The organism is Gemmatimonadota bacterium (assembly GCA_016713785.1).
Taxonomy (GTDB): domain Bacteria; phylum Gemmatimonadota; class Gemmatimonadetes; order Gemmatimonadales; family GWC2-71-9; genus JADJOM01.
Map to the genome: position 1 here is coordinate 1,325,389 of JADJOM010000003.1, position 23,831 is coordinate 1,349,219.

The 23,831-nt window shown below is 71.7% G+C and carries 25 protein-coding genes and 1 riboswitch; of the genes, 13 read left to right on the forward strand and 12 right to left on the reverse strand.

Annotated features, from left to right (window positions below; all coding sequences use genetic code 11):
- The 8 genes from IPJ95_13940 to IPJ95_13975 all read left to right on the forward strand — a co-directional run bounded on the left by IPJ95_13940 (position 1) and on the right by IPJ95_13975 (position 6,480).
- Positions 1-531 (forward strand): hypothetical protein, encoded by a 531-nt coding sequence (locus IPJ95_13940; GenBank protein MBK7924706.1) that lies wholly within the window; start codon positions 1-3, stop codon positions 529-531.
- Positions 521-2,251: a hypothetical protein gene (locus tag IPJ95_13945; GenBank protein MBK7924707.1), complete on the forward strand. Its 1,731-nt coding sequence runs from the start codon at positions 521-523 to the stop codon at positions 2,249-2,251. Before IPJ95_13940 ends, IPJ95_13945 begins: the two co-directional genes overlap by 11 nt.
- A gap of 2 nt (positions 2,252-2,253) precedes the next feature.
- Positions 2,254-2,772 (forward strand): GTP-binding protein, encoded by a 519-nt coding sequence (locus IPJ95_13950; GenBank protein MBK7924708.1) that lies wholly within the window; start codon positions 2,254-2,256, stop codon positions 2,770-2,772.
- The gene (locus tag IPJ95_13955; protein ID MBK7924709.1) at positions 2,773-3,282 is read left to right on the forward strand and encodes a GTP-binding protein; all 510 of its coding nucleotides are present in this window, start codon (positions 2,773-2,775) and stop codon (positions 3,280-3,282) included.
- A 163-nt stretch (positions 3,283-3,445) separates the two neighbouring features.
- On the forward strand, positions 3,446-3,874 hold the full coding sequence (locus tag IPJ95_13960; protein MBK7924710.1) for a response regulator transcription factor: 429 nt from the start codon (positions 3,446-3,448) through the stop codon (positions 3,872-3,874).
- A gap of 11 nt (positions 3,875-3,885) precedes the next feature.
- Entirely contained in the window at positions 3,886-5,349 is a 1,464-nt protein-coding gene (locus IPJ95_13965) for a thrombospondin type 3 repeat-containing protein (protein ID MBK7924711.1), read from the forward strand.
- Between the two features lie 72 nt (positions 5,350-5,421).
- The gene (locus IPJ95_13970) at positions 5,422-5,709 is read left to right on the forward strand and encodes an MscL family protein (protein ID MBK7924712.1); all 288 of its coding nucleotides are present in this window, start codon (positions 5,422-5,424) and stop codon (positions 5,707-5,709) included.
- A 33-nt stretch (positions 5,710-5,742) separates the two neighbouring features.
- Positions 5,743-6,480, forward strand: coding sequence for a DUF481 domain-containing protein (locus IPJ95_13975; GenBank protein ID MBK7924713.1), 738 nt, complete (start codon positions 5,743-5,745; stop codon positions 6,478-6,480).
- A 38-nt stretch (positions 6,481-6,518) separates the two neighbouring features.
- Here the strand turns inward: IPJ95_13975 and IPJ95_13980 are convergent, their stop codons facing one another.
- From IPJ95_13980 to IPJ95_14030, 11 genes are all read right to left on the reverse strand, one after another.
- Positions 6,519-7,223, reverse strand: coding sequence for an NAD(P)H-binding protein (locus IPJ95_13980; protein ID MBK7924714.1), 705 nt, complete (start codon positions 7,221-7,223; stop codon positions 6,519-6,521).
- Complete coding sequence (locus IPJ95_13985) at positions 7,220-7,729, reverse strand: DUF1572 family protein (protein MBK7924715.1); 510 nt, start codon at positions 7,727-7,729, stop codon at positions 7,220-7,222. The genes IPJ95_13980 and IPJ95_13985 overlap by 4 nt, the downstream gene beginning before the upstream one ends.
- A 55-nt stretch (positions 7,730-7,784) precedes the next feature.
- Positions 7,785-10,196 carry a primosomal protein N' gene (priA, locus tag IPJ95_13990; GenBank protein MBK7924716.1) on the reverse strand — a complete coding sequence of 804 codons (2,412 nt, stop codon included), beginning with the start codon at positions 10,194-10,196 and terminating at the stop codon, positions 7,785-7,787.
- Positions 10,193-11,200 (reverse strand): dipeptide epimerase, encoded by a 1,008-nt coding sequence (locus IPJ95_13995; GenBank protein ID MBK7924717.1) that lies wholly within the window; start codon positions 11,198-11,200, stop codon positions 10,193-10,195. Before IPJ95_13995 ends, priA begins: the two co-directional genes overlap by 4 nt.
- Positions 11,201-11,304: 104 nt before the next feature.
- A complete protein-coding gene (locus IPJ95_14000) occupies positions 11,305-12,204 on the reverse strand; it encodes a histone deacetylase (protein MBK7924718.1) in 900 nt (299 codons plus the stop codon).
- Positions 12,201-12,443, reverse strand: a complete 243-nt coding sequence (locus IPJ95_14005) for a hypothetical protein (protein ID MBK7924719.1) — start codon at positions 12,441-12,443, stop codon at positions 12,201-12,203. Before IPJ95_14005 ends, IPJ95_14000 begins: the two co-directional genes overlap by 4 nt.
- A 39-nt stretch (positions 12,444-12,482) precedes the next feature.
- On the reverse strand, positions 12,483-12,740 hold the full coding sequence (locus IPJ95_14010; protein ID MBK7924720.1) for a hypothetical protein: 258 nt from the start codon (positions 12,738-12,740) through the stop codon (positions 12,483-12,485).
- Positions 12,737-13,006 (reverse strand): hypothetical protein, encoded by a 270-nt coding sequence (locus IPJ95_14015; protein MBK7924721.1) that lies wholly within the window; start codon positions 13,004-13,006, stop codon positions 12,737-12,739. Before IPJ95_14015 ends, IPJ95_14010 begins: the two co-directional genes overlap by 4 nt.
- A gap of 16 nt (positions 13,007-13,022) precedes the next feature.
- Positions 13,023-14,168 (reverse strand): hypothetical protein, encoded by a 1,146-nt coding sequence (locus tag IPJ95_14020; protein MBK7924722.1) that lies wholly within the window; start codon positions 14,166-14,168, stop codon positions 13,023-13,025.
- Positions 14,169-14,187: 19 nt separating this feature from the next.
- Complete coding sequence (locus tag IPJ95_14025; GenBank protein MBK7924723.1) at positions 14,188-14,919, reverse strand: metallopeptidase family protein; 732 nt, start codon at positions 14,917-14,919, stop codon at positions 14,188-14,190.
- Positions 14,920-14,922: 3 nt separating this feature from the next.
- Positions 14,923-16,212: a cystathionine gamma-synthase family protein gene (locus IPJ95_14030; GenBank protein ID MBK7924724.1), complete on the reverse strand. Its 1,290-nt coding sequence runs from the start codon at positions 16,210-16,212 to the stop codon at positions 14,923-14,925.
- 187 nt (positions 16,213-16,399) lie between these two features.
- Here IPJ95_14030 and IPJ95_14035 point away from each other — a divergent pair, with 187 nt between their 5' ends.
- Positions 16,400-17,671, forward strand: a complete 1,272-nt coding sequence (locus tag IPJ95_14035) for a cation:proton antiporter (protein ID MBK7924725.1) — start codon at positions 16,400-16,402, stop codon at positions 17,669-17,671.
- A gap of 76 nt (positions 17,672-17,747) precedes the next feature.
- Here IPJ95_14035 and IPJ95_14040 read toward each other — a convergent pair whose 3' ends face one another.
- Positions 17,748-19,073, reverse strand: a complete 1,326-nt coding sequence (locus IPJ95_14040; GenBank protein ID MBK7924726.1) for a glycine--tRNA ligase — start codon at positions 19,071-19,073, stop codon at positions 17,748-17,750.
- Between the two features lie 416 nt (positions 19,074-19,489).
- Positions 19,490-19,564, forward strand: a riboswitch (cyclic di-GMP riboswitch).
- Between the two features lie 10 nt (positions 19,565-19,574).
- Here IPJ95_14040 and IPJ95_14045 point away from each other — a divergent pair.
- The 4 genes from IPJ95_14045 to IPJ95_14060 are packed head-to-tail and all read left to right on the forward strand — an operon-like array spanning position 19,575 to position 23,784.
- Complete coding sequence (locus tag IPJ95_14045; protein ID MBK7924727.1) at positions 19,575-20,192, forward strand: prepilin-type N-terminal cleavage/methylation domain-containing protein; 618 nt, start codon at positions 19,575-19,577, stop codon at positions 20,190-20,192.
- A gap of 8 nt (positions 20,193-20,200) precedes the next feature.
- Positions 20,201-20,593: a prepilin-type N-terminal cleavage/methylation domain-containing protein gene (locus IPJ95_14050; GenBank protein MBK7924728.1), complete on the forward strand. Its 393-nt coding sequence runs from the start codon at positions 20,201-20,203 to the stop codon at positions 20,591-20,593.
- Positions 20,590-21,768 (forward strand): prepilin-type N-terminal cleavage/methylation domain-containing protein, encoded by a 1,179-nt coding sequence (locus IPJ95_14055; GenBank protein MBK7924729.1) that lies wholly within the window; start codon positions 20,590-20,592, stop codon positions 21,766-21,768. Before IPJ95_14050 ends, IPJ95_14055 begins: the two co-directional genes overlap by 4 nt.
- Before the next feature lie 39 nt (positions 21,769-21,807).
- Positions 21,808-23,784 (forward strand): pilus assembly PilX N-terminal domain-containing protein, encoded by a 1,977-nt coding sequence (locus IPJ95_14060; protein MBK7924730.1) that lies wholly within the window; start codon positions 21,808-21,810, stop codon positions 23,782-23,784.
- Positions 23,785-23,831 lie beyond the last annotated feature (47 nt).

The following is a 23,831-nucleotide window of genomic DNA, read 5'->3' on the forward strand; positions in this document are numbered from 1 at the left end:
ATGGACCAGGCCGAAACCGGCGGCAACATTGACCAGATCCGCGACATCATCTTCGGCGCGCAGATGCGGGATTACGATCGCCGCTTCGCGCAGCTGGAGGAGCGGCTGCTCAAGGACTCCGCCGACCTCCGCGAGGAGCTGCGCCAGCGCTACGCCTCCCTCGAGGAGTACATCCGCCGCGAGATGGACACGCTCAACGAGCGGATCTCGGGCGAGCAGCGCGGCCGGGTGAGCCAGCTGCAGGAACTGGCGGGAAGCCTGGAGACGGTGCACCGCACCGCCGACCGCCGCTTCCAGGAGTCGGGCGAGGAGATCGCCCGCACCCAGCGCGACCTGCGGGGCGAGCTCGCGCGGCACGCGGCCAACTTCGCCGAGGAGCTCAACCGCCGCTCGGCCGAACTGGGCGGGGCCCTCAAGCGCGAGGCGGACGAGCTGCACACCCGCAAGGCCGACCGGGCGGCGCTCGGCGCCCTCTTCGCCGAACTCGCGGCCCGGCTGGCGGACGATGACCGGAAGCCGAATGACGCCTGACGTGAAGGCGCCTCCCCTGCCCGACCCCGCGGTCGCGGCGGCCCCGGCGGAGCCGCCCGGCCGCCGCGCCGCCACGCCGCCCGACGACGGCGTGGAACGGCTGCGGGCCATCATCGTGGGGCGCGAGCGCGAGGCGGTGCGCCGGCTGGAGCAGCGGCTCGACGACCCCGTGGCGCTGGCCCCGGTGGTCGAGCGGGCCCTCACCTCCTCGGTGAAGCGCGATCCCCGCCCGCTCGCCGACGCCCTCTTCCCGGTGATGGGGCCGGCCATCCGCCGCGCCATCAGCCAGGCGCTGGCGGGGCTGCTGCAGTCGGTGAACCACGCGCTGGAGCAGTCGTTCTCGCTGCAGGGGCTGGCCTGGCGCTGGGAGGCGATGCGCACCGGCGCCTCCTTCGCCGAGGTGGTGCTGCGGCACACCCTCCTGTACCGCGTGGAGCAGGTGTTCCTGGTGCACCGCGAGAGCGGGCTGCTGCTGCACCACCTCACCGCGCAGAGCATCGCCGCCCAGGCTCCCGACATGGTGGCCGGGATGCTGACCGCCATCCAGGACTTCGCCCGCGACTCCTTCCAGGTGGCGCAGGAGGAGATGCTGGAGACGATGCAGGTCGGCGAGCTGACCGTGTGGGTGGAACAGGGCGGCCGGACCCTGCTCGCCGCGGTGATCCGGGGCCACGCGCCGGTGGAGCTCCGGGTGGAGCTGCAGCGCACCCTCGAGGAGATCGAGGCGGCCCACGCCCCCGAGCTGCTCAAGTTCAACGGCGATGCCTCGGTGTTCGACCGAAGCCGCCCCAAGCTCGAGGCGCTGCTGCTGGCCGAGACCCGCGACGGCCCGGCCGCCGGGCACGCCCCCTGGCGCACCTGGCTGCTGCTGGCGGTGGCGGCGGGGCTGCTGCTGTTCCTGGGGATCCCGGCGGTGATCCGGCAGCACCGCTGGGATCGTTACGTCGCCCGGCTGCGCAACGAGCCGGGGGTGGTGGTGACCCACGCCACGCGTGAGGACGGCCGCTTCGTGGTGCGCGGCCTCCGCGACCCGCTCGCCAGCGACCCCGCGGCGCTGCTGGGCGAGTTCCGGCTCGACACGAGCCAGGTGCGTGGCCAGTGGCAGCCCTATGTGGCCCTGCTGCCGGGCTTCGTGCTGCGCCGGGCGGAACGGGCGCTGGCGCCCCCCGCCACGGTCACCCTGCGCGTGGCCGGCGACACCCTGGTGGCCGGCGGCGCCGCCACCGCCGAGTGGTTTGCGCGGGCCGGCGGGCTGGCGCCGGCGCTGAGCGGCGTGGGCACCTACCGTGAGGAGCGCATGGCCGCCCGTGACCTCCCCGCCGTGGCGCCCCTGGTGGCCGCGGTCGAGGGGCGCCGACTGCGCTTCCCGAGCGGCGTGGCCGCCGTGGAGGGCGCCGCGGCGCAGGAGCTCTCGGCGCTCGCCGCCGACGTGGCCCGTCTCGACAGCGTGGCCCGCGGGCTCGGGCTCACCCTGCAGCTGGTGCTCGCCGGCTCCGCCGATGACGTGGGCAACGAGGACGTCAACGAGCGGCTGCGGCGGCTGCGGGCCGAGACCGCCCGGGACGCCCTGGTGCCGCTGCTCCCGCCGACGCTGCCGGTGGCGCTCACCACCTTGCCCCCCGATTCCGGGGTGGCCGTCACCGACTCGGTCCGGGCCCTCCGCCGCTCGGCCCGTGCCCTGGTGACCCTCCTGCTGCCCGCGGGGGAGGCGGCCCCGTGAGCGTGCTCCAGAAGAAGCTCTGCATGCTGGGCGCGGTCGGCGTGGGCAAGACCAGCCTGGTGCGCCGGTTCGTGGAGAGCCTGTTCTCCGAGCGCTACCAGGCCACGGTGGGCGTGAAGATCGACCGCAAGGTCGTCACCGTCGGGCCCGACACGCTCAACCTCATGCTGTGGGACCTGCAGGGCGAGGCCGAGCACCAGGCGGCGCGGCTGGAGTACCTGCGGGGCTCGGCCGGCTACCTCGTGGTGGCGGACGCCACGCGCCGGGCCACCCTCGAGGTGGCCCACAGCCTGGTGGCGCGCGCCGGGGACCTCCTGCCCGGGATCCCCTGGCTCCTCGTGGTGAACAAGACCGACCTCGCGGCCGAGGCGCAGGTGACGGCGGGCGATCTTGCCACCCTCCGCGCGGAGGGGTGGACGGTGTACGAGACCAGCGCCCGCACCGGCGCGGGCGTGGACGAAACCTTCGGCGAGCTCGCCCGGCGGCTGCTCGCGGCACATGCACCAGCGGCGGAGGCCTAGATGACGGTCCTGGAGAAGAAGATCTGCATGATGGGCGCGCCCGGCGTCGGCAAGACCAGCCTGGTGCGGCGCTTCGTCGACAGCGTCTTCTCCGAGAAGTACCTCTCGACCATCGGCGTCAAGATCGACAAGAAGAGCGTGGCGGTGAACGACCACACGCTCAACCTCATGTTGTGGGACCTGCAAGGCGAGGAACGCTACCAGTGGGTCCGGCTGCAGTACCTCAAGGGCGCCTCGGGCTACATCCTCGTGGCCGACGGCACCCGGCAGGACACCCTCGAGGTGGCCCTCGGCCTGCAGGAGAATGCCGCGGGCCGCGCCGAGGAGCTGCCCTTCGTCCTGTGCCTCAACAAGGCCGACCTGTGGGGCCAGTGGGGGATCAGCGCCACCCAGCAGGAATGGCTCAAGGAAAAAGGCTGGACCATCTTCCAGACCAGCGCCAAGACCGGCGAGGGAGTGGAAGACGCGTTCGTTTCGCTCTCCCGCCAGATCCTCGCGCGCGGCAGCTGATGGCGTCCTGAATCTGGACCGGCCGTCCCGGCCCCGGACGACAGCCTCCTCCCGTCCCCCGGCCGGCCCGCGGCCTCCCGCCAAGTTCTTGCCCCGCAAGCACATCCGGCCCCGCGCCCGGGCCCATCGTGGTGGCCCTGCCCTTGCCAAGGCGCGGGCAGCGATGCGTTACGATCCTTCGTCCCCCGAGGCCACCCGGCGCCTGCTGCTCGTCCACGGCGAGCGCGGCATCCGCTTCTCCGTGGCGGACTATTTCCGGATGCGCGGGTTCGAGGTGCACGAGGCCGAGGACCCCGAGACCGCCTGGAATCAGCTCGGCGTCACCGCCTACGACGTGATGCTGACGGACTACCACTTCGGGCGGCGGGCGGCGGAAGGGATCGCGCTCGCGGCCCGGGCCCGCCTGGCCGTCCACCCGCCGGTGGTGTGCCTCCTTGCGCCGCCCCTCGAGCCGGACGAGGCGCTGGCCGCGAGCCACGCGGTGGACCTGCTGATCACCCGCCCCAGGCCCCTGCCGGACCTGGCCGAGTTGCTGTTCACGCTGCTGCGGGACCGCGCGGCAGCGCCTTCTCCCCCCACTGCACGAGGCTGATGATGCGAAGGATGCGTTGGATTCCCGCCACCCTGCTGGCCCTGGCCGCCGCGCCGCTGGTGGCGCAGGCGCCGGGGACGGTCGAAGTCGGCGCGTTCGGCCGCTTCTCCCACTACGACTCCGACCTGAACTTCGACGACCGCGTGGGCGTCGGCGGCCGGCTCGGCATCTTCGTCCTCACGAACCTCGCCCTCGAGGCCGACGCCGCCTACAACCCCACCTACACGTCCACCGACGTGTACGTGCGCAACTTCCCGCTGCACGGGCGGCTGGTGTACAACCTGCCGATCGGCGGCCACACGGCCTTCCTGCTGGGCGGCGGCTATGCCCACAACCTCTTCCGCAAGGGGTACGAGGAGAGCAAGGGCGGCCCGGGCGCGCTGGCGGGCCTGCGGCTCGGCACCGGCGGCACCCTGAGCATCCGGCTCGACGGCACGCTCGACTACATCGCCTCGGCCGAGAGCAAGGGCGGCCCGTTCCCGGCGCTGGGCGTCCAGCAGGCCGACCACAACCTCAACTGGGGCTTCCAGGCCGGCCTGTCGCTGCTGCTCGGCAAGCACGGCGACGGCGACCGTGACCAGGACGGCGTGCCTGACTCGGCCGACCAGTGCCCGGCCACCCCGGTCGGGGACAAGGTCGATGCCAGCGGCTGCTCGCTGCCCAAGGACGCCGACGGCGATGGCGTGACCGACAACCTCGACCGCTGCCCGGCGACCCCGGCCGGCGACCGGGTGGACGCCACCGGCTGCTCGCTGCCCAAGGATGCCGACGGCGACGGCGTGGTGGACGCGGCGGACAAGTGCCCGAACACCCCGGCCGGCACGGCGGTGGATGCCACCGGCTGCCCGAAGGACAGCGACGGCGACGGCGTGGTGGATGCGGCGGACCGGTGCCCGAACACCCCGGCCGGCACGGCGGTGGATGCCAATGGCTGCCCGAAGGACAGCGATGGCGACGGCGTGCTCGATGCGGCCGACACGTGCCCCAACACCCCGGCCGGCACGGCGGTGGATGCCACGGGCTGCCCGGCGGACAGTGACGGGGACGGCGTGCTGAACGCCGTGGACAAGTGCCCGGACACCCCGGCGGGGACCACGGTGGACGCGGTGGGCTGCGCGGCGCTGTTCCAGGCGGGCCAGCCGCTGGTGCTCGAGGGCGTGAACTTCGAGACCGGGAAGGCCGTGCTGCTGCCGGCATCGACGGCGGTGCTCGACCGGGTGGCGGAGTCGCTGGCGAACAACCCGGACGTGACCGTCGAGGTGGGCGGGCACACGGACAACACCGGGTCGCGGGCCACGAACACCCGGCTGTCGGCGGCGCGGGCCAACGCGGTGCGCGACTACCTGATCGGGAAGGGCATTGACGGGGCCCGGCTGACGGCCAAGGGGTACGGCCCGGACCAGCCGGTGCAGGAGAACACCACGGTGGCGGGCCGCGCGGCCAACCGCCGGGTGGAGCTGAGCCGCACCAACTGATGTTCCAGTACCGGCCGGTGGGCGCGCGGTGCGCACCCACCGGCCGCCTTTTTCCCCCTGAGGAGGCGTGCCATGAAGGGCGAGTTCATGAAGTTCCTGAAGGAATACGGGGTCATCGGCCTCGCGATCGGCGTGATCATCGGCGGCAAGGCGGGCGAGCTGGTGAAGGCGATCGTGGATGGGCTGCTGATGCCGGTGGTCGGCCTGGTGCTGCCGGGCGGCGACTGGCAGACCTGGACGGTCGGGAATTTCCAGATTGGGCTGGTGCTGGCGGCGCTGGTGAACTTCGTGATCGTGGCCTGGCTGGTGTTCATGTTCTCCAAGAAGGTGCTCAAGGAAGAGTCCGTCGCCAAGAAGTAGCCCCACCCGTCTCCCGCAAGGAACTCACGACCAATGCAATCGCATGTGTACGGCCGGCTGCTGGCCCTCGCCATGGCCCTCGTGGCCGCGCAGCCGGTGCTGGCCCAGGAGGCCGCGCCGAAGCGGCCCTGGACGCTCCAGACCGACTTCGGCTTCGTCAATACGTCGGGGAACACCTCGACCACCACGCTCAACGCCGGCGAGAAGGCCAGCTACACCTCCGGGCGCTGGACCCTCGCGCAGGGCTTCGGGGCGGTCTATGGCCGCACCGAGGGCACCAAGTCCGCGGAGAGCTACACTGCGGGCCTGCGCGCCGACTACGCCCTGACGCCGCGACTGGCGCTGTACGGGCTGGGAGGGTGGGACCGCAATGAGTTCGCCGGCATCTCGCGGCGGTTCGAGGAGGGCGCCGGCCTGAGCCTCAAGGCCGTGGTCCAGCCGCGCACCTCCCTGACGCTGGAGGCCGGCGCCGCCGCCAACCAGCAGCGGGACCTGGCGGGCCTCAGCGACAACTTCGCCAGCGGCCGCGGGGCGCTGCTGTTCAAGCAGATGCTCAACGCGGCGGCGTACTTCCAGCAGGGGGCGGAGGTGCTGCAGAATTTCGAGGATGGCTCGGACACCCGGGTCAACTCGGAGACCGCGCTGGTGGCGCCGCTCTCCTCGCGCATCGCGTTCAAGGCGGGCTACGTCATTCGCTTCGACAACCAGCCGGAGCCCGGCTTCAAGAAGACCGACCGCTACCTCACCTCGGGGCTGCAGGTCGTGTTCTGATCCAGGGGCGGGGAAGGGCGCTGCCCCTCCCCGCCGCCTTACCGCAGCTCCTCCGACTCCACCACGCGGTTCACCCGGCCCGCATCGAACGCCAGCCGCACCAGCGCCTCCGCCAGCGCCGCGTTGGTCGTGGAGCGATAACGCGCCCATAGCCGCCTCCCGCCAAGCAGCGCCGCCGCCCCGAGCAGGCCGTCGACCACCTTCGCGCCGATCCGCTCACCCAGGCGGACCTCGTCCCGGTCCGGCCCGGTGATGAACGAGGGGCGCGCCGACACCCAGGGGAGCGGACCCTCCCGCAGCGCCCGCTCCACCCGCGCCCGCACCTGCAGGTAGGCATTCCCGCCGGACTCGCGCACCCCGGCGGAGGAGAGGTAGACAAAGCGCGGCGTCCCGCCCGACAACGCCGCGGCGTGGTACAGCACCATGGTGAGGCCGTAGTCGACGGCCTCATAGCCTTCGTCCCGACCCGCGCGGGCGGCCTCCGCGGCCCGCCCGCGCGTGGTGCCCAGCAGCGCGAACACCGCATCGGGCCGGAGCATGGTGAGCGCCTGGGTCAGGGCGCGGCCATCCCACGGGGTGGCATCGGTCCGCGCCCCCAGCGTCGCGAAGCGGTCGCGCCACTCGGCGAGGCGAGCCGAGTCGGGCCGGACGTGGGCCACGGTCTCGATCCCGCGTGCGCGGAGCGCCCGGACCACCTCGCGCCCGGTGTACCCGGTGGCGCCCGCCACGAACGCCAGGCTCACGAGGGCTTCCGCCGCGGCACCGACAGCGTCTGCCACTGCGCCCCCGCGAGGTGCCGGGCCAGCTGCACGATCTGCCCCACGTGATAGGCGTAGTGGGCCAGCTGGATGTTGATGGCCGCGAGCGCGCTGTGGGGCTGGCCCCGAATGAGCACCGTCCGGGTCAGGTCGGCCGGCCGGAGGGCGCCGAGGGCCTCGAACAGCCGGGCCCAGCCGTCGTCCCACCACTGCAGCACCTCCGCCCGCGACACGTCGGGCGCCACGACGAACTCGGCGTCGCGGTCGCGATCCGGCTTCTCGCCGTCGGTGGTGAGGAAGCCGGTCCAGCGCGAGCGCATGTTGCCGGCCAGGTGCTTCACCAGGACGGCGATGCTGTTGGCGTTTGGGTCGAGGGTGCGCGCCAGCCCGCCATCGTACACCTGCGCGATGGCCCGCTCCCCCAGCTTCTTGTGGGCCTTGAAGCGCTCGATGGCGTCCCGCAGGTACAGGGCACCAAGCTCGTCGGACATGCAGGCTCCTCCCGCGCGTGACGGCCGCCGCGCTGCCGCGGGGCCAGGGACTCGACTACAGCAGGCTCACCGGATCCCGGTCCAGCACCACCCGGGTTCCGTCCGGCGTGGGGAGACGGCCGGTGGCGTAGCGCACGATCCGGCCCAGCGCGTCGGACTCGCCACGCAGCACCAGGTGCCAGCGCCAGCGTGCCTTGATCCGGCCCAGCGCGCAGGGCGCCGGGCCCAGCACGCTCACCGGCAGGGCCTGGTGCTCCACCAGGCGCGTGCACCAGGCGGCCACCTCTGCCGCGCCATCGGCCACCTGGGTGTCCACCTCCCCCGAGACCACCACATTCACCAGCGCGGCGAGCGGCGGATAGGGCGGCGCTTGCCGCTCCTCCAGCAGCAGGTGCAGGAACCCCTCGGTGTCGTGCCGGGCGGCCATCGTCAGGGCGTAGTGCGCGGGGTTCGCGGTCTGGATCACGACCCGCCCGCCCTTTGGGCCCCGCCCCGCCCGGCCGGCCACCTGCGCCAGCAGCTGGAAGGTACGCTCCGCGGCGCGGAAGTCCGGCAGGTGCAGCCCGGTGTCGGCGTCGACCACGCCGACGAGCGTCACGTTGGGGAAGTCGAGCCCCTTGGCGATCATCTGCGTCCCGAGGAGGATGTCGACCTCGCCGCGGCCCACCCGGTCGAGGATCGCCTGGTGCGACCAGCGGGTGCTGGTGGTGTCGAGGTCCATCCGCGCCAGGCGCGCCTCCGGAAACCGCCCGGCGAGGAACCGCTCCAGCTGCTGGGTCCCGACCCCGCGCATCCGCTGCACCGCCCCGCCGCACTCGACGCAGGCCGCCGGGATCGGCTCGTCGTGGCCGCAGTAGTGGCAGCGCAGCCCCGCCGGGGCCTGGTGCACCGTGAGCGAGATGCTGCACTGGCCGCACTGGCGCACCGCGCCACAGGCCTGGCACTGCAGCGTGGCGGCGTAGCCGCGGCGGTTGAGCAGCAGCAGCACCTGCTCCTGCCGCGCCAGGGCGGTGAGCACCGCGGCGTCGAGCGGCGCCGTCCAGGGCAGCGGGCCGGCCTCGCGCACGCGGGGGGCGGAGCGCAGGTCCACCAGCTCCACCGGCGGAAGCGGCTGCAGGCCGGCGCGTTCCGGCAGCCGCACCAGGGTGAGCCGTGGTCCCACCCGGTGCATGCTCTCGGGCGAGGGCGTGGCGCTCCCGAGCACCAGCCGGGCCCCTTCCAGGCGGGCCCGCACCAGCGCCACGTCGCGGGCATGGTAGCGCGGCGCCTCACCGTTCTTGTAGCTGGCCTCGTGCTCCTCGTCCACCACGATCACGCCGAGGTCCCGGACCGGGGCGAACACCGCCGACCGCGCGCCCACCGCCACCCGCCGCTCCCCGCGACGGAGCGCCCGCCAGGCGTCGGCCCGCTCCCCGTCCGAGAGACCGCTGTGGAGCACCGCCACCTGGTCGCCGAAGACGCCGCGCACCCGGCTCACCGTCTGCGGCGTGAGGGCGATCTCCGGCACCAGGAGCAGCGCCCCGCGGCCCGCCGCGAGCGCGGCGCGGATGGCCTCGAGGTAGACCAGGGTCTTGCCGCTCCCCGTGACCCCGAACAACAGCGCCCCGTCGCCGGGCGCCAGCGCGGCGATCTGCGCGAGGGCGGCCACCTGCGCCGGGGTCGGTGTGGGGGGCGGCGGGGAGGATGGCAGGTCGCGGAACGGGTCGCGGGCGGCCTCGACCTCCTCGATGCCCACCAGCCCGCGCTGCACCAGGGCGTCGAGGCCGGCCCGGGAGAGCCCCAGCTGGTCGAGCAGGTGCCGCACCGGCGCGCGGCCACCCAACTCCTCCAGCGCCTCAAGCAGGGCGCGCTGCGCGGGGCTCCGCCGGAACAGCGTCTCCCGCTCCGCGAGCGAGGGGAGCGTCTCCGCCAGCGCGGCCACGCGTTCCGTCTGCCTTGCCGCGTCGGTGTCGGCCGCCTCCACCGTCAGGGACACCGCCCCCACCCGGGCCAGCCGGTTGATCGGGTCCCAGACCGGCCGCTTGAGTGCCCGGGCGATCGTGGCCACCGCCACCGCCCCGCCCTTCCGCTCCAGGTAGGCGCCGACCTCGCCCGCCACGCCCCCGGGGACCGCGCGGCCGGTGAGCGCCACCAGCACCCGCGATTCGCCCCAGAGGGCCCCCGGCAGCATGGCCCGGAGGGTCAGGCCGAGCGGCGCGCCGTAGTAGCCGGCGATCCAGCGCGCGGTCTCGAGCAGGGCGGCGGGGAGGGCGGGCTCGTCATCCGGCGCGGCGAGGATGTCGCGCGCCGCCTGGGCCGGGGCCTCGTCGGTGAGCGCCACGACGACGCCCACCACCTCGCGCTGGCGGACCGGCACCACCACGCGCGCGCCCGGTACCACCCGGTCGGCAAGGCTCTCGGGAACGCGATAGCTGTAGGGCTGGGCCAGTGGCAGGGGGAGCGCCACCAGCCCGAACGCCGGGGTCATCGGCGGCTGAGGCCGAGCCCCGGACCGGTGGGCAGGCGGACCTGGCCGCCGGCGATGGTGGCGCCCGCGAACGGGTCGTTGGCGAGCAGGGCCGCGCCATCGAGGTCCACGATGTCCACCAGCGGGGTGAAGTGCGCCGCCGCCGTGATGGCGATCGAGCTCTCGATCATGCAGCCCACCATGACCATCAGGTGGTGCGCCCGGGCGATCGCGATCATCCGCAGCGCCTCCCGGAGGCTGCCGCACTTGGCCAGCTTGATGTTGATGCCGTCCACCTTGCCGACCAGTCGCGGGATGTCGGCCGCCACCAGGCAGCTCTCGTCCGCGATCACCGGGATGCGGGAGTGCCGGGTCACCTGGGCCAGGCCGTCGAGGTCATCGGCGGGGAGCGGCTGCTCCAGCACCGTCACCCCGAACTCCTCGAGCACCGGCAGCATCCGGATGGCCTGCTTGGTGTTCCACCCGGTGTTGGCGTCCACCCGCAGTTCCTTGGCCGTGAGGTCGCGGATGGTCTTGAGGATCTCGACGTCCCGGTCGGTGCCGAGCTTGATCTTGAGGATCGGGTACTCCTCCGCCTCCAGCACCTTCTGCCGCAGCTTCTCGGCGGTGTCGATCCCGATGGTGAAGGTGGAGCGGGGCGCCTTGGCCGGGTTGAGGCCCCACAGCTGGTACACCGGGACGCCGAGCTTCTTGCCCATGAGGTCGTGCAGCGCGGCGGAGAGGGCGCAGCGCGCGGCCGGGTTGAGCCGCATCTGCGTCTCCCACTGGCGCTCGATGTCCTCGAGGTGGAATGGGCTCGCCGCCAGGTGCTCGGCGTAGTTCTGCAGCGAGGCCAGCACCGTCTCGGTCGACTCGCCGTAGATGCGCGCCGGCGCGGCCTCGCCCCAGCCCTCGACGCCGTCGTGGTCCACCAGGCGCACCCAGATGGTCCGGTAGTCGCTCTGCCCCCCGCGCGAGATGATGAACGGATGGCGGGTCCGGAGGTTCAGGACCTCGGCTTCCATGCGCAGGGATGACGACATCGAACGGCTCCAGGTGGCGTGGGTGGGCAGGTAATGTACTGCGCGCCGCGGTGCCGCTGTAGGCCCGCGCGGGGTGTGGTGGGAGGCTACAGCAGCGCGCCGACGGTCGCGGCCACGCCCTCCGCCACCCGGGCGGGCACGTAGCCCCCCTCGAGGACGGCCACCACGGGCGACCTGGGGAGGCGTTCGCGGAGCCGGGTGGTGAGGGTCACGAAGTCGCGGGCCTCGAGCGTGAAGCCGCCCAGCGGATCCCCCGCCATGGCGTCGTAGCCCGCGGAGAGGAAGACCATCTCCGGGGTCCAGCGGTCGGTGGCCGCCACGATCGCGGCCCAGAGGTCCTCGACGTACCGTTCCGCGGGCGCGCCCGGGCCCCGCGGCACGTTGAAGACGTTGCCCACCCCGCGCTCCTCCGCCATCCCGGTCCCGGGGTACCAGGGGTGCTGGTGGAGGGAGACGTAGCGGACGGTCTCGTCATGCTCCATCAGGGCCTGTGTACCGTTGCCGTGGTGCACGTCCCAGTCGATCACGAGCACCCGTTCCCGCCCGAACCGCTGCGCCCGGCGCGCGCCCACCAGCACGTTGTTCACCAGGCAGAAGCCCATCGCCCGCTGGGCCAGCGCATGGTGCCCCGGCGGCCGGACCGCGGCGAAGGCGTGGCCCCGTCCGGCATGGGCGTGGTCCACCGCGGCGATCACCGCCCCCACCGCCCCCAGCACCGCCGGCCAGCTGGCCTCGTTGGTGATGGTATCCACCGAGACCACCCCGCCCCCGCCCGCGCTCCACTGTTCCAGGTGCCGCAAGTGAGTCTCGGGGTGCACCGCCAGCAGGTCAAAGCGGCCGCCCGCCGGGGGCACCGCGATCCGGGCCCGCGGGTCATCCTCGAGACGCTCCACCACGGCGATGAGCCGCGCCGGGGCCTCGGGATGACCGGGGCCGGGATCGTGACGGATGCAGTCGGGATGGGTGAAGACGGCGACGGGGTTCATTCCGGACGCTCGCCGCGGACCAGGGCCCGCAGGGCCAGCACCTCCGCCTTCACGGCCTGTCGCGCCGCGGCGAGGTCAGCCACCTGCCGCTGGTGGCGCCGCCACAGCCACCCCACGCCGGCGGCCCCGGCCAGGCAGGTGGCCCCCCCGAGGAAGGGTCCCCAGCGATAGGTCCACAACCCGGCCAGGAGCAGCAGAACGCCGTCGAGCACCAGGAACCCGACGGCGAGGATGGTCATCGCCCGGCCGCGCGCGGGCGGCGGCGCGCTCTGCACGGCCTACCGGACGGGCCGGCGCCGGCGGGGGAGCACGATCAGCGCGGCGTTGGCCACCACCCCGTGGTCGGCCAGCGAACGGCCCTCGTCGAACAGTTCGGCCCCGCGGAACTTGATGACGTACCCCGACACGTCGCCCATGCGATGGGTCAGCGCGAGGGCCCGGCGCTTGGCGTCGTGCACCGGGGTGCTCGCCGGCAGGTCCAGGGTCACCTCGTCCCAGGCATCCTCCACCATGATCCGGACCGGCATCGTGCTCATGCGCCCTCCGCGACGACCGGCAGGGTGGAGAGGAACCGTGCCACACCCTGGTCGAACAGCAGCGTCGAGGCCCGCACCCGGGTGCCGCCCGGCACCGGTGACACCCCCAGCGCAATCTCCTCGCCGCCCTGCCCGCGCAAGGTCAGGAAGGCGGGCCCCTCCTTCTCGGGGAATGCGGCGCTTCCCGGCACCCGGTCCTGGAAGAAGCGCTTGGCGCGGCCGATCACGTCGGCGCCGGGCAGGGACGTCAGGGTCTCGTGCGTCATGGCAGGGGCTCGTGGACTAGGGGCGGAGGACGTGGATGGCGATGCCGGTGGGCTGCGCCGGCACCCCGATCGTGGCGATGGTCTTGCGCGCGGCGAGGTCAAACATGTCGACCGCGCCGGAATCCGCCCCGATCGACTCCTGGCTGATGAAGGCGTACGCCCCATCCGGCGACCAGGCCACCCCGTGGACGATCTTCTTGGTGGTGGGCACCCGCGCCGCCTCGGTGAGGGTCGCCGCGTCGACCAGGCTGAAGCTCTGCGCCTTCTTGTTGGTGACGATCACCCAGCGCCCGTCGGGCGACGGCTCCACGTTGTAGGCGCCGGCGCCGAGCGGGATCTCCTTCACCTTGGTGAGGGTGGCGGCGTCCCACACCTGGAGCGAATTGCCGTGGTTGCAGGCGGCGTACAGCGTCCGGTCGTCGGGCGAGACCGAGACGAACGTGGGCGCGCAGCTTTCACCGCCGGCGGCGGCGGGGGCGGGAGCGGAGGCCGCCGCCGCGGCGGGGGCGTGGGTCATCGTCCCGTGGTCCATCCCCGCCATCGCGTTCATGTCGTGCCCGGCCCCGGTGGACGCGCGCCGGGTGATCCGCAGGGTGGCCACCTCGATCTCGAGCAACTCGTCGCTGTTCATGCACGAGATGTAGACCCGCGTGCCGGCGTGATTCGGCTTGACCCCGTGGGGCATGTCGCACGCCGGGAGGTGGGTGATGGTAGTCATCGTGGGGATGTGCACCACGCTGATCAGGTTCACCCGCGGATGGTCGCCGTGGAAGTCGGAATTGGCCACGAAGGCCAGCTCGGCGTCCGGCGTGATCCCGATGGTCGTGGGGAACATCTCGAGCGGGGCCCGGCCCGCGAGCGTGTCGCCGTGCACGTCCATCTTCCACAGCGAGCCGAAGGGCGTCCCGTGGGCGATCGACATGAAGTAGAACCGGCTGTCGGGCGAGACCGCGAGGTTGTGCGGCCCGTCGATGTCCGCCGGCATGATCCCGACGGGGATCACCCGGTCCACCGTGAGTCGCCCCCCGCGGGCCCACAGCCAGGTCACGATGTCCCCGGATTCGCTCACCACGCCGACCCGGTACGCGGGGGTGGCGGCCTGCCCGGCCAGCGCGGCCGGGAGCAGCAGGGCGGACGCCAGGGCCAGTATCGTTGCGCGCATTTCGTCTCCTTAGGGGGGCTCACGCCCCGCCGGGAGAAAATAGCCCCCCGGGGCCCGGGGCGGCACGGGCCCGCACCTCTCCGAGGTACGGGGGCAGCCGCCGCCGGAAGAGGTCGAGGAGCCCGGGCGGCTGCCGCAACAGGATCACCAACTCCCCCGGGGGCGGCTCGGCGACCCCGTCCACCACCGTCAGGAGCGCCGGGAGGTGCGCCCCTGCCGGGACGGCCACGGCGTACGCCGTGCCGTGCCAGCCGAACGCCACCGCGGCCGGCAGGCGCCGCACCGGCCGGTCAAGAAAGAAGTCATCGTCCAGACGGAACACCCCCTCGCCCGCCCGCTCCGCCGACAGCGGAAAGTCCGGGTCGAAGGGGGCACCGTCCATCCGGGCGAAGTTCTGCTCCGCGGCCCAGTCGAAGGCCTCGAGGTCCGGCACCCGGGCCCGCCACTCCAGGTGGTGGCGCAGCTCGTGGGTCAGGGTCTCCCACGCCTCCGCCCGCCAGTCGAACTCGGGCTGGAGCCGCGCCAGCGCCTGGAACGAGCCATGGTAGAGCACCACCCGGCTCTCCACCTCACTGTCCCTGCCTCCCTCGACCGGCAAGGGGATGCACTCGCCGAGAGTGTAGATCTCGGCGCGTTCCGGGTGGGGTAACGCCTTGGGAAGCACCTCGATGCCGGCCACGCCCTCGAGGAACTCCGCCGGGACCTCCGCGGCGAGCCGCCGGATGAGGGCCTCGAAGTCGGCGAAGCGCACCGGTCAGACCGCCGCCAGCGCCTGTTCCATGTCGGCCACGATGTCCTCGAAGTGCTCCACCCCCACCGAGAGGCGCACCAGCCCGGGGGTGATGCCGAGCCCGTCCTTCACTTCCGCCGGCACGTCCGCGTGGGTCATGGACGCGGGGTGCTCCGCCAGCGACTCGGTGCCGCCCAGGCTGACGGCCAGCTTCACCAGCTTGAGGGCATTGAGGAACCGGAACGCCCCGGCCTCGCCCCCTTCCACCTCGAGCGCGATGAGCGAGCCGGGCGCGCTGCACTGCCGGCGATACACGTCGTACATCGGGTGTCCAGGCTCCAGGTGGCCGAGGTAGTGCACCGCGCGCACCCGGGGGTGGTCCCGCAGGAAGTCCGCGACATAGCGGGCGTTCTTCATCGATGCGGTCATCCGCATCTTGAGGGTTTCGAGGCTGCGGAGCAGCAGCCACCCCGTCCAGGGTCCCGCCATCGTGCCAAGAAAGGTGCGCAGGCCGCGGACCGGCGCCAGCGCCTCCCGGGAACCGAGGCAGGCGCCGGCGATCAGGTCGCTGTGGCCCCCGAGGAACTTGGTGGCCGAGTAGACCACGAGGTCGGCGCCGTGCTTGAGCGGCTGCTGCCACAGCGGGCCCAGGAAGGTATTGTCCACCACCACCATGGGCCGGCGCCCTCCGTGGGCCAGCCGCTGCGCCAGGCCGGCCACGCCCTGGATGTCCACCAGGGCGTTGGTCGGGTTGGCCGGCGTCTCGATCAGGATGGCCGCCACGGGGCGGCCGCCGACGGCGCGCAGCAGGTCCGCCTCGGCTACGGGCAGCGGCGCCCCGGCCAGGAAGCCGATCGCCTCCACCCCGTACTGCGCGAAGAAGTGCTGCAGCAGGTGGTGCGAGCCGCCGTAGAGGGGGCGGCTGTAGAGGATCACGTCGCCGGGGCGGGCGCAGGCCAGCAGGGTCGTGGCGATGGCCGCCATCCCGCTCTCGAACACGGCGCAGGCCTCGGCGCCGTCCCACAGCGTCAGGCGGTCCTCCAGGACCTCGAGGTCGGGATTGTTGAGGCGGCTGTAGATGAGCCCGGACCGCTCGGTGGCGCCCTGCTCCCGGAGCCCGTACGCCACCTCGAAGAACGCCTTGCCCGCCTCCGCCGACTCGAAGACGAAGGTCGAGGTCTGGAAGATGGGGCACTTGATCGCTCCCTCCGAGAGCTTCGGGTCATACCCGTAGCTCATCATCAGGCTCTCGGGCCGGAGGGTCCGTCCGCCGAGGGTGGTGGCGTGGGTGTCGCTGGTTCGCCGGGTAGGCACGGGAACTCCTGGGAGGTGGGCCGGGCCCGGGAAGGGTCGTCCCGGCCCGGATGTGGGTCAAGTGCCACAGCGCTGTGGGGCGGGGCCCGCGAAAGCCGCGGGAAATGCCGTTCCCGGGGGCCGGGATGGCGGCACCGCGCTTGCTGAAGACTGGGGCAGGCCCTTCCCCTCCGCCGGAGATTGTTTGATGTCGAACTTTGACCTGTCGGTCCTGTTCTTCCTCCAGCTGGCCTTCATCCTCGGGGTCTGCCGGGTGATGGGGATGATTTTCACCCGGATCGGCCAGTCCCAGGTGGTCAGCGAGATGATCGCCGGCGTGGTCATGGGGCCGTCGCTGTTCGGCCTGCTCTTCCCCTTGGCCAAGGACTACATGTTCCCCAAGGCCTCGAACACCATCCTGTTCGCGGTCGCCCAGATCGGGCTCGCGGTGTACATGTTCACGATCGGGCTCGAGTTTGACGTCAACCTGATCAAGAAGCGGATGCGGAGCGCGCTGTCGATCTCCGCCGCGGGGATCATCGCCCCCTTCTGCCTGGGCGGCGCCATCGCCCTCTTCCTGCACGGCAAGCCGGAGTTCTTCGCCCCGAGCGCGAGCGCCACGGAGGTCATCCTCTTCATGGGCGCGTCGATGTCGATCACCGCCTTCCCCATGCTGGCGCGGATCATCTACGAGCGCGGCCTGGCGGGGACGACCCTCGGCACCCTCGCCCTCGCCGCCGGCTCGCTCGATGACGCCGCGGCCTGGTGCGTGCTGGCCGTGGTGCTGGCGAGCTTCACCGACGATCCCGCCTTTGCCGCCACCGCCATCGGCGGCGGCATCGCCTACGTGGTGGTGGTCATGGTGTTCCTCCGCCCGCTGCTGGCCCGCCTCGGCGCCATCGTGGAGCGTGAGGGGAAGATGAGCAACGGCATGCTCGCCACCGTGCTCAGCCTGGTCATGCTCGGGGCGTGGTTCACCGACTTCATCCACATCTACGCCGTCTTCGGCGCCTTCATCATGGGCATCGCCATGCCCCGCGGGAAGTTCGCCCGCGAGATCGAGCGGCTGGTGGGCCCCATGACCACCACGTTCCTCCTGCCGCTGTTCTTCGTCTACTCGGGGCTCAATACCAAGATCGGGCTGGTGAACACCCCCGCCCTGTGGGTCCTGGTCGGCGCGGTGATCCTCGCGGCCACGCTGGGCAAGGGCTTTGCCTGCTGGGCCGCGGCCCGGATCAACGGCGAGAACAACCGCGATGCCCTCGCCATCGGCACCCTGATGAACGCCCGTGGCCTGATGGAGCTCATCATCCTCAACATCGGCCTGGAGCGGGGCATCATCACCCCCACCCTGTTCACCATCATGGTGCTGATGGCCATCGTCACCACGCTCATGGCCACCCCGATCTTCGAGCGGGTGTACCGCCGCGTCCCGAGCCCTGCCACGGTGCCGGATCCGGTGCCCGAGGCGCTGCTCTAGCCCGCTATCCCTGAAGCAGCGAGGGCTCCCCCCGGATCCCGGGGGGAGCCCTCGTGCGTTCCGGGCACGGCGCCGCCTAGAGCCGCTCGCGGATCCAGTCGATCAGGTGCGCCTCGCCGACCCGGACCTGGGTCATGGCATCGCGCTCACGGACGGTCACGGTGCCGTCCTCGAGGGTCTGGCCGTCGACGGTGCAGCAGAAGGGCGTCCCGGCCTCGTCCATGCGGCGGTAGCGCCGCCCGATGGCGCCGCTGTCGTCGTAGAAGCAGGGGAACTGCTTCTTGAGCGCGTGGAAGATCCGGTCGGCGCGCTCGGGCATCCCGTCCTTCTTGACCAGGGGCAGCACCGCCGCCTTGATGGGCGCCACGCCCGGGTGGAAGCCCAGCACCACGCGGGTCTCCCCCTCGACCTCCTCCTCACGATAGGCATCCACCAGCAGCGTGAGGGTCACCCGGTCCGCGCCGGCGGAGGTCTCCACGATGTTCGGCAGGTAGCGCTCGTTGGCGGCCTGGTCGAAGTACTCGAGCTTCTTGCCGGAGTACTCCTGGTGCCGCCCCAGGTCGAAGTCGCCCCGGTTGTGGATCCCCTCGATCTCGTTCCAGCCGAAGGGGAACTCGTACTCGATGTCGTACGCCGCCCGGGCGTAGTGGGCCAGCTCCCCGGGGCCATGCGCGTGCCACCGGAGCCTGGCCGGCGCCAGGCCGATGCTGTGGTGCCAGGCCATCCGCTGCTCCCGCCACCGCTCGAACCACTCCCCGTCGGTGCCCGGCTTGACGAAGAACTGCATCTCCATCTGCTCGAACTCGCGGGTCCGGAAGATGAAGTTGCCCGGCGTGATCTCGTTGCGGAACGCCTTGCCGATCTGGGCGATGCCGAACGGCACCTTCTGGCGCGAGGCGTTGAGCACGTTCTGGTAGTTGACGTAGATGCCCTGGGCGGTCTCGGGGCGCATGTAGATCACCGCCGCCTGCTCCTCCACCGGGCCCATGAAGGTCTTGAACATCAGGTTGAACAGCCGCGGCTCGGTCAGCACGCAGGCGCTGTGCTCCCCCGGCTTCTTGCTGGGCTTCTGGGGACACTGGGCGTCCTGCAGCTTGTCGGCCCGGAAGCGGGCCTTGCAGGTCTTGCAGTCCACCAGCGGGTCGGTGAAGCCGGCCACGTGGCCCGACGCCTCCCACACCCGCGGATGCATCAGGATGGCGGCGTCGAGCCCCTCGATGTCGTCCCGCTCGTGGACCATGGCGCGCCACCAGCGGTCCTTGACGTTCTTCTTGAGCTCCACGCCGAGCGGCCCGTAATCCCACACCGAGCCGAGGCCGCCGTAGATCTCCGAAGACTGGAAGACGAAGCCGCGCCGCTTGCAGAGCGACACCAGCTTGTCCATGAGAGTCGTATCCGCCATCGTGCGTCGCTGATTGGAGGTGGAGGGAGGCTGAGCGGCCCAAAAGGTAGGTGCATCCGGGTGGGGCGGCAAGCGCTTGGCGGCCCAAGTCCATACCGGATAATCGCTTGTGGGATGCGGGAGGGTCGTGTATGGTGCAGGGACCCTTCAGGGTGCACGCGGGGGGCCGTCCGGAAGGCCAGCGCCGGTCCCGTCAGGCAGTTCGCCGCGATCCGCGCGGCCATGCCTGTGGCGTACCCCCCGCGACACTCCTGCAACCCATTGCTGTGCAATGAGTTGACCGCATTCACCCTGAGGGCGTACTTCTTGCCCCTTGCTGCCGGGCGAGGGTGTGAGAGGCCGAAGGGGGCGAGCGTCCACCGTGATGCCGCTCACTCACTCCCTATGGGCTTTGCCCCGTACATTGGCCAGCGGTTCCCAGTGAACGGCAAACCGTCGGCGACGGCGGGACGCAAAGCCAGGGGTCTCCCCGAGACAGCCCGGCTGCCTGGAGTGTGGAACATGCAGTTCCCTGCTATGCCGTCCCCCGCACCTGGGCGCCGCTCCGGCGCCGAGGCGGGCTTCACGATGGTCGAGGCGATGATCACGATCATCATCATCGGCATCGTGGCGGCCGTCGGGCTCCCCCGCATCGACTTCGAAGGCGCCAAGGCCAACTCCGCCATGCGGACGGTCACGCTCACGTTTGCCCACGCACAGCGGGAGGCGGTCAGCCTCCAGATGGACGTGTGGGTGGCGGTGGACACCGTGAACCGCACCCTCCGGCTGCACGAGGACCGCAACAACGATGGGGTGATCCAGAACGGCGAGCGGGTGAGCAATGCCCCGCTCGACGAGGGCGTCCTGTTCCGCACCAGCGGCGCCACCGCCCTGGCCTTCGGGGCCGCGGTCTGCAGCTTCACCCGCACCCAGGGCGGCCTGCCGGCCATCGTGTTCCACCGCGACGGCACGGCCAACGAGTCGGGCGGGCTGTACCTGACCACGGCCAAGGCGTACGCGCAGGACCAGGCCGGCATGTCGCGCGGCGCCTTCAAGCAGCGCGCGGTGGCCATCGATCAAGCCACCGGGCGGGCGTTCTGGTGGACCTATGCCAACGGTACCTGGGTGAGCGGAAAGTGAGGACTCCCATGCGTCGACGCGGCTTCACGCTGATCGAGGTCATGATCGCGATCGTCATCCTGACCGTGGTGCTGGCCGGCCTGGGCCGGTTCGTCGCGGTCTTCATGCACGGGGTGCGCACCACCACCGCCCGCACCATGGCCACCGAGGTGGCCCGGGCCCGGATGCAGATGGTGGCCTCGGACCCGCGGTACACCACCCTGGTGAGCAACTTCGGCACGGGGCCCGCCGCCGACACCACCGGGTTCCCCGGCTTTCCCGGCATGCGGCGCCGCACCTACGTGACCCGGGACCAGACCGGCTCGCCGGCGCGTGACCTCACCACGATCACGGTCCGGGTGACCGACCCGACCCTGCCCGGGGACACGATCAGCCTCACCAACATGGTGGCCCGCCCATGACCGCACGCCCTGCCCGCTCCGGCCGCGCCGGCTTCTCGCTGCTCGAGGTCATGATCGCGCTGATCGTCCTGTCGCTGGTCATGGGCAGCGCGGTGGCCCTGCTGCGCTCGCAGACCCGCGGCTTTGCCACCGGTGCCGACCGCACCGACCTGTACCAGAATGGCCGGTACATCATCACCACCCTGGAGCGCATCATCCGCACCGAGGGGGCGGGCGTGGCCGGCACCCAGCCCATGATCGTCTACGGCGACGGCAACACCTTTGCCTTCAACGCCGACTACGCCGAGAGCGACACCGCCGACATGCGCTGGGCGGTGTACTTCAATCCCGACGCCGACAGCGTGGGCGCGGTGGCCTGGGACTCGGCCGCGGCCACGACGATCCCCAATTCGTCGCCGACCTACACCTACCCGAGCGTGAACTACCGGATGGCCAATGGCGCCACCGGCTCGGCGGAGACCGTCATCCTGTACTTCTCGGCGGACGGCACCACCGGCCGCACCGACGACTACACCCTGAGCCTGCGCTTCAATGCGCTGGCGCCGACGGTGGTGGCCCGGAACATCATGGCCGACTCCCTGGGCCGGCCGTTCTTCGAGTACCTCCGGATCTCGTCCAACACCCTCATCACGGTGCCGAACGGGAACCTGCCGCTCATGCGCCGGCCCCTGATCAGCGGCATCACCACGGCGGATTCCCTGGCGTACCAGCTTCCCGACAGCGTCCGCGCCGTGCGGCTCAACTTCCGCGTCACCAACGGCAAGGTCGGCGTGGACGAACGGCGCTGGTCGGTGTCCACGGTGGTGGAGGTGCCGAACAACGGCCTCCCCCAGCCCATCGTCTGCGGCCGTACCCCGCTGGGTCCCGTCACCGTCACTGCCTGGTGGGACGGGGTGGCCGGCAGCGAGACCGACAGCCTCTACTGGACGGCCTCCCCGGACGACGGTGGCGCCGAGATGGACGTGCGGCAGTACATCATCTACCGGCACGATGACACCGCCGTCCCCTCCCCGCCGTGGGAGCTGCTCGGCAACGTCCGCGCCGACGGCAGCGCCAACTACACCTGGGTCTCGGGTGGCAACACCGCCGGCGTGGTGTACCGCTTCGCCGTGGTGGCCCAGGACTGCACCCCCAACGTGTCGAGTTTCGTGGTCGACACCGCCCTGACCAACTGACGCATGCGCACCGCCCCGTTGCCCGTGAAGGAGCCCGGTATGCCGATCCGCCGACTGCCCCGCGTCCCCCGCGATGAACGCGGCGTGGCGCTCATCATGACCCTCATGCTGGCCTTCCTGGTGGCGGCCATCGCCATCGGGGCCATCATGATGTCCGGCAACAACGCGCTGGTGAGCCGCTACCACGCCCGCGAGGCCGGCCTGCAGTCCTCCGCCGACGCCGGGCTCGAGATGGGGCGCGACTCCCTCAACCGGAACCCGGGGATGCTCCCCGCCACCGGCGACACCGTGCTGCAGCTCAACCAGCCGGTGCGCGACGCCCAGGGCAACGTCATCCCGGGCTACACCCGCTCCATCTACGCCGGCCGCTCCGGCGGCCGCACCGGCGGCCTCGGCAGCGCCGGCCAGTACGGCCTCAACCTGGCCTCGATCGTCTCGGTGATCTCCGACCCCCGCGGCGCGGTGGCGGCCCGGCGCCTGCTGCTCACGCAGGAGTCGTGGTCCAAGTTCGCGGTGGCCATCAACAGCTGGACCAGTGGCGCCATCGTGTATGGCTGCAGCGAGCAGGTGCAGGGGCCGTTCTTCTCCAACACCAACCTCTACCTGCAGAGCGGCTGCACCGGCGCCAACCGGGTGCTCTTCACCGGGCAGGTGCAGGTGGCCGGGTCGGTGGGCAACCCGAGCTCCGGCAACTTCCAGCAGGGCTACCAGACCGGCACCGGCACGGTGCCGTGGCCCACGGCCGCCCAGTTCGCGCTGATGCAGAGCTTCGCCCAGCAGTCCGACGCTGTCGGTGGCGACTACGACATCACCCCCTCGATGGGCACCGGCAACACCCGCACGCCGAGCGTGCGCATCGAGTTCATCCCGATCGACGTCAACGGCAACGGCCAGTTCGACTGGGACGAGGGCTTTATGCGCGTCTTCCAGGCCCGGATCACCGGCGTGGCGGCGACCGACAACAACAACCGCAACTACGTGGGTGCGCGCCGCACCCTGGTGACGCCCACTGGTGCGCACGGCAACTATGGCGGATACAACAGCACGAACGACCCCAACATGTACTCCGACAACTGCGGCGGCATCGGCACCGCCGGCATCTGGCTGACATCGATGGCCGAGTATCGCTACGTCGACTCTATCTCGGCCAACAACGCGCCCGCCATCGCCGCCGCCCGTGCGCTGCTGAACCTGCCAGGCAAGCGATGCTACCTGGGGGGCGACCCGGTGCTGTTCGGTCCCAGTGGCACCGGCAATCCGGCCATCGACACCTTGACCCCGCAGGCAGCCGTGACCGATGCGGCTACCCGGACCTTCCGCGGCTCCTGGGTGCTTCGCCGCCTCGGCCCGCTGGCCGCGCTCACCCCGCGGCGTACCGGCGACGACGAGTACCTGATCCCGCTCGGGCGCAACCCGAACTTCAAGGGCGTGGTCTACGTGAACGGAAGCGTGGTGGTGAGCGGCCGCCTCCGCGGCCGGGTGAGCATCGTGGCCAACGGCACCATCATGCTGGCCGACGACATCACCTACGTCACCGCCCCCGGCACCCAGTGCAACGACCAGGGCGACATCCTGGGCCTGCTCTCCGCCGACTCGGTGCTGATCTCCGACAACAGCATCCAGCGCCCGTTCAAGGTGAACAACGTCTGGAAGCTGTCCGGCGACGATACGCCGTCGAGCGAGAACTACCACGCCTTCATCTTTGCCCTGGATGACTGGGGCGGCGAGAACTACAACGCCACCGAGCCGCTGCTCCCCGGCGAGATGTCACCCGCCGGCTCGGGGGGCTACGTCCGCGTCACCGGCGGCCTGATCCAGGGCTTCATCCGCATCGCCACGTACAACTCCGCCGGCTGGCAGGAGGCGCATACCTACGACCCCTGCGGCGCCACCGCGCCCCCGCCCTACTTCCCGACCACCGGGCGGTACATCAAGAACCGCTACTACGAACTCGACCCGGTGTGGCTCAACACCATGCCGATGGACACGCTCTTCGCCCGGCTGCAGTCGCAGTAAGGCGGCTCGGTGACCGAGCCCCATTCGGGAGCGGCGAAGCCGCGACC

Coding starts and splice junctions, on each gene's coding strand:
- IPJ95_13940 (MBK7924706.1), top strand. CDS start 1: ATGGACCAGGCCGAAACCGGCGGCAACATTGACCAGATCCGCGACATC.
- IPJ95_13945 (MBK7924707.1), top strand. CDS start 521: ATGACGCCTGACGTGAAGGCGCCTCCCCTGCCCGACCCCGCGGTCGCG.
- IPJ95_13955 (MBK7924709.1), top strand. CDS start 2,773: ATGACGGTCCTGGAGAAGAAGATCTGCATGATGGGCGCGCCCGGCGTC.
- IPJ95_13960 (MBK7924710.1), top strand. CDS start 3,446: ATGCGTTACGATCCTTCGTCCCCCGAGGCCACCCGGCGCCTGCTGCTC.
- IPJ95_13965 (MBK7924711.1), top strand. CDS start 3,886: ATGCGTTGGATTCCCGCCACCCTGCTGGCCCTGGCCGCCGCGCCGCTG.
- IPJ95_13970 (MBK7924712.1), top strand. CDS start 5,422: ATGAAGGGCGAGTTCATGAAGTTCCTGAAGGAATACGGGGTCATCGGC.
- IPJ95_13975 (MBK7924713.1), top strand. CDS start 5,743: ATGCAATCGCATGTGTACGGCCGGCTGCTGGCCCTCGCCATGGCCCTC.
- IPJ95_13985 (MBK7924715.1), bottom strand. CDS start 7,729: ATGTCCGACGAGCTTGGTGCCCTGTACCTGCGGGACGCCATCGAGCGC.
- priA (MBK7924716.1), bottom strand. CDS start 10,196: ATGACCCCGGCGTTCGGGCTGGTGGCGCTCCCCCTGCCACTGGCCCAG.
- IPJ95_13995 (MBK7924717.1), bottom strand. CDS start 11,200: ATGGAAGCCGAGGTCCTGAACCTCCGGACCCGCCATCCGTTCATCATC.
- IPJ95_14000 (MBK7924718.1), bottom strand. CDS start 12,204: ATGAACCCCGTCGCCGTCTTCACCCATCCCGACTGCATCCGTCACGAT.
- IPJ95_14005 (MBK7924719.1), bottom strand. CDS start 12,443: ATGACCATCCTCGCCGTCGGGTTCCTGGTGCTCGACGGCGTTCTGCTG.
- IPJ95_14010 (MBK7924720.1), bottom strand. CDS start 12,740: ATGAGCACGATGCCGGTCCGGATCATGGTGGAGGATGCCTGGGACGAG.
- IPJ95_14015 (MBK7924721.1), bottom strand. CDS start 13,006: ATGACGCACGAGACCCTGACGTCCCTGCCCGGCGCCGACGTGATCGGC.
- IPJ95_14020 (MBK7924722.1), bottom strand. CDS start 14,168: ATGCGCGCAACGATACTGGCCCTGGCGTCCGCCCTGCTGCTCCCGGCC.
- IPJ95_14035 (MBK7924725.1), top strand. CDS start 16,400: ATGTCGAACTTTGACCTGTCGGTCCTGTTCTTCCTCCAGCTGGCCTTC.
- IPJ95_14040 (MBK7924726.1), bottom strand. CDS start 19,073: ATGGCGGATACGACTCTCATGGACAAGCTGGTGTCGCTCTGCAAGCGG.
- IPJ95_14045 (MBK7924727.1), top strand. CDS start 19,575: ATGCAGTTCCCTGCTATGCCGTCCCCCGCACCTGGGCGCCGCTCCGGC.
- IPJ95_14050 (MBK7924728.1), top strand. CDS start 20,201: ATGCGTCGACGCGGCTTCACGCTGATCGAGGTCATGATCGCGATCGTC.
- IPJ95_14055 (MBK7924729.1), top strand. CDS start 20,590: ATGACCGCACGCCCTGCCCGCTCCGGCCGCGCCGGCTTCTCGCTGCTC.
- IPJ95_14060 (MBK7924730.1), top strand. CDS start 21,808: ATGCCGATCCGCCGACTGCCCCGCGTCCCCCGCGATGAACGCGGCGTG.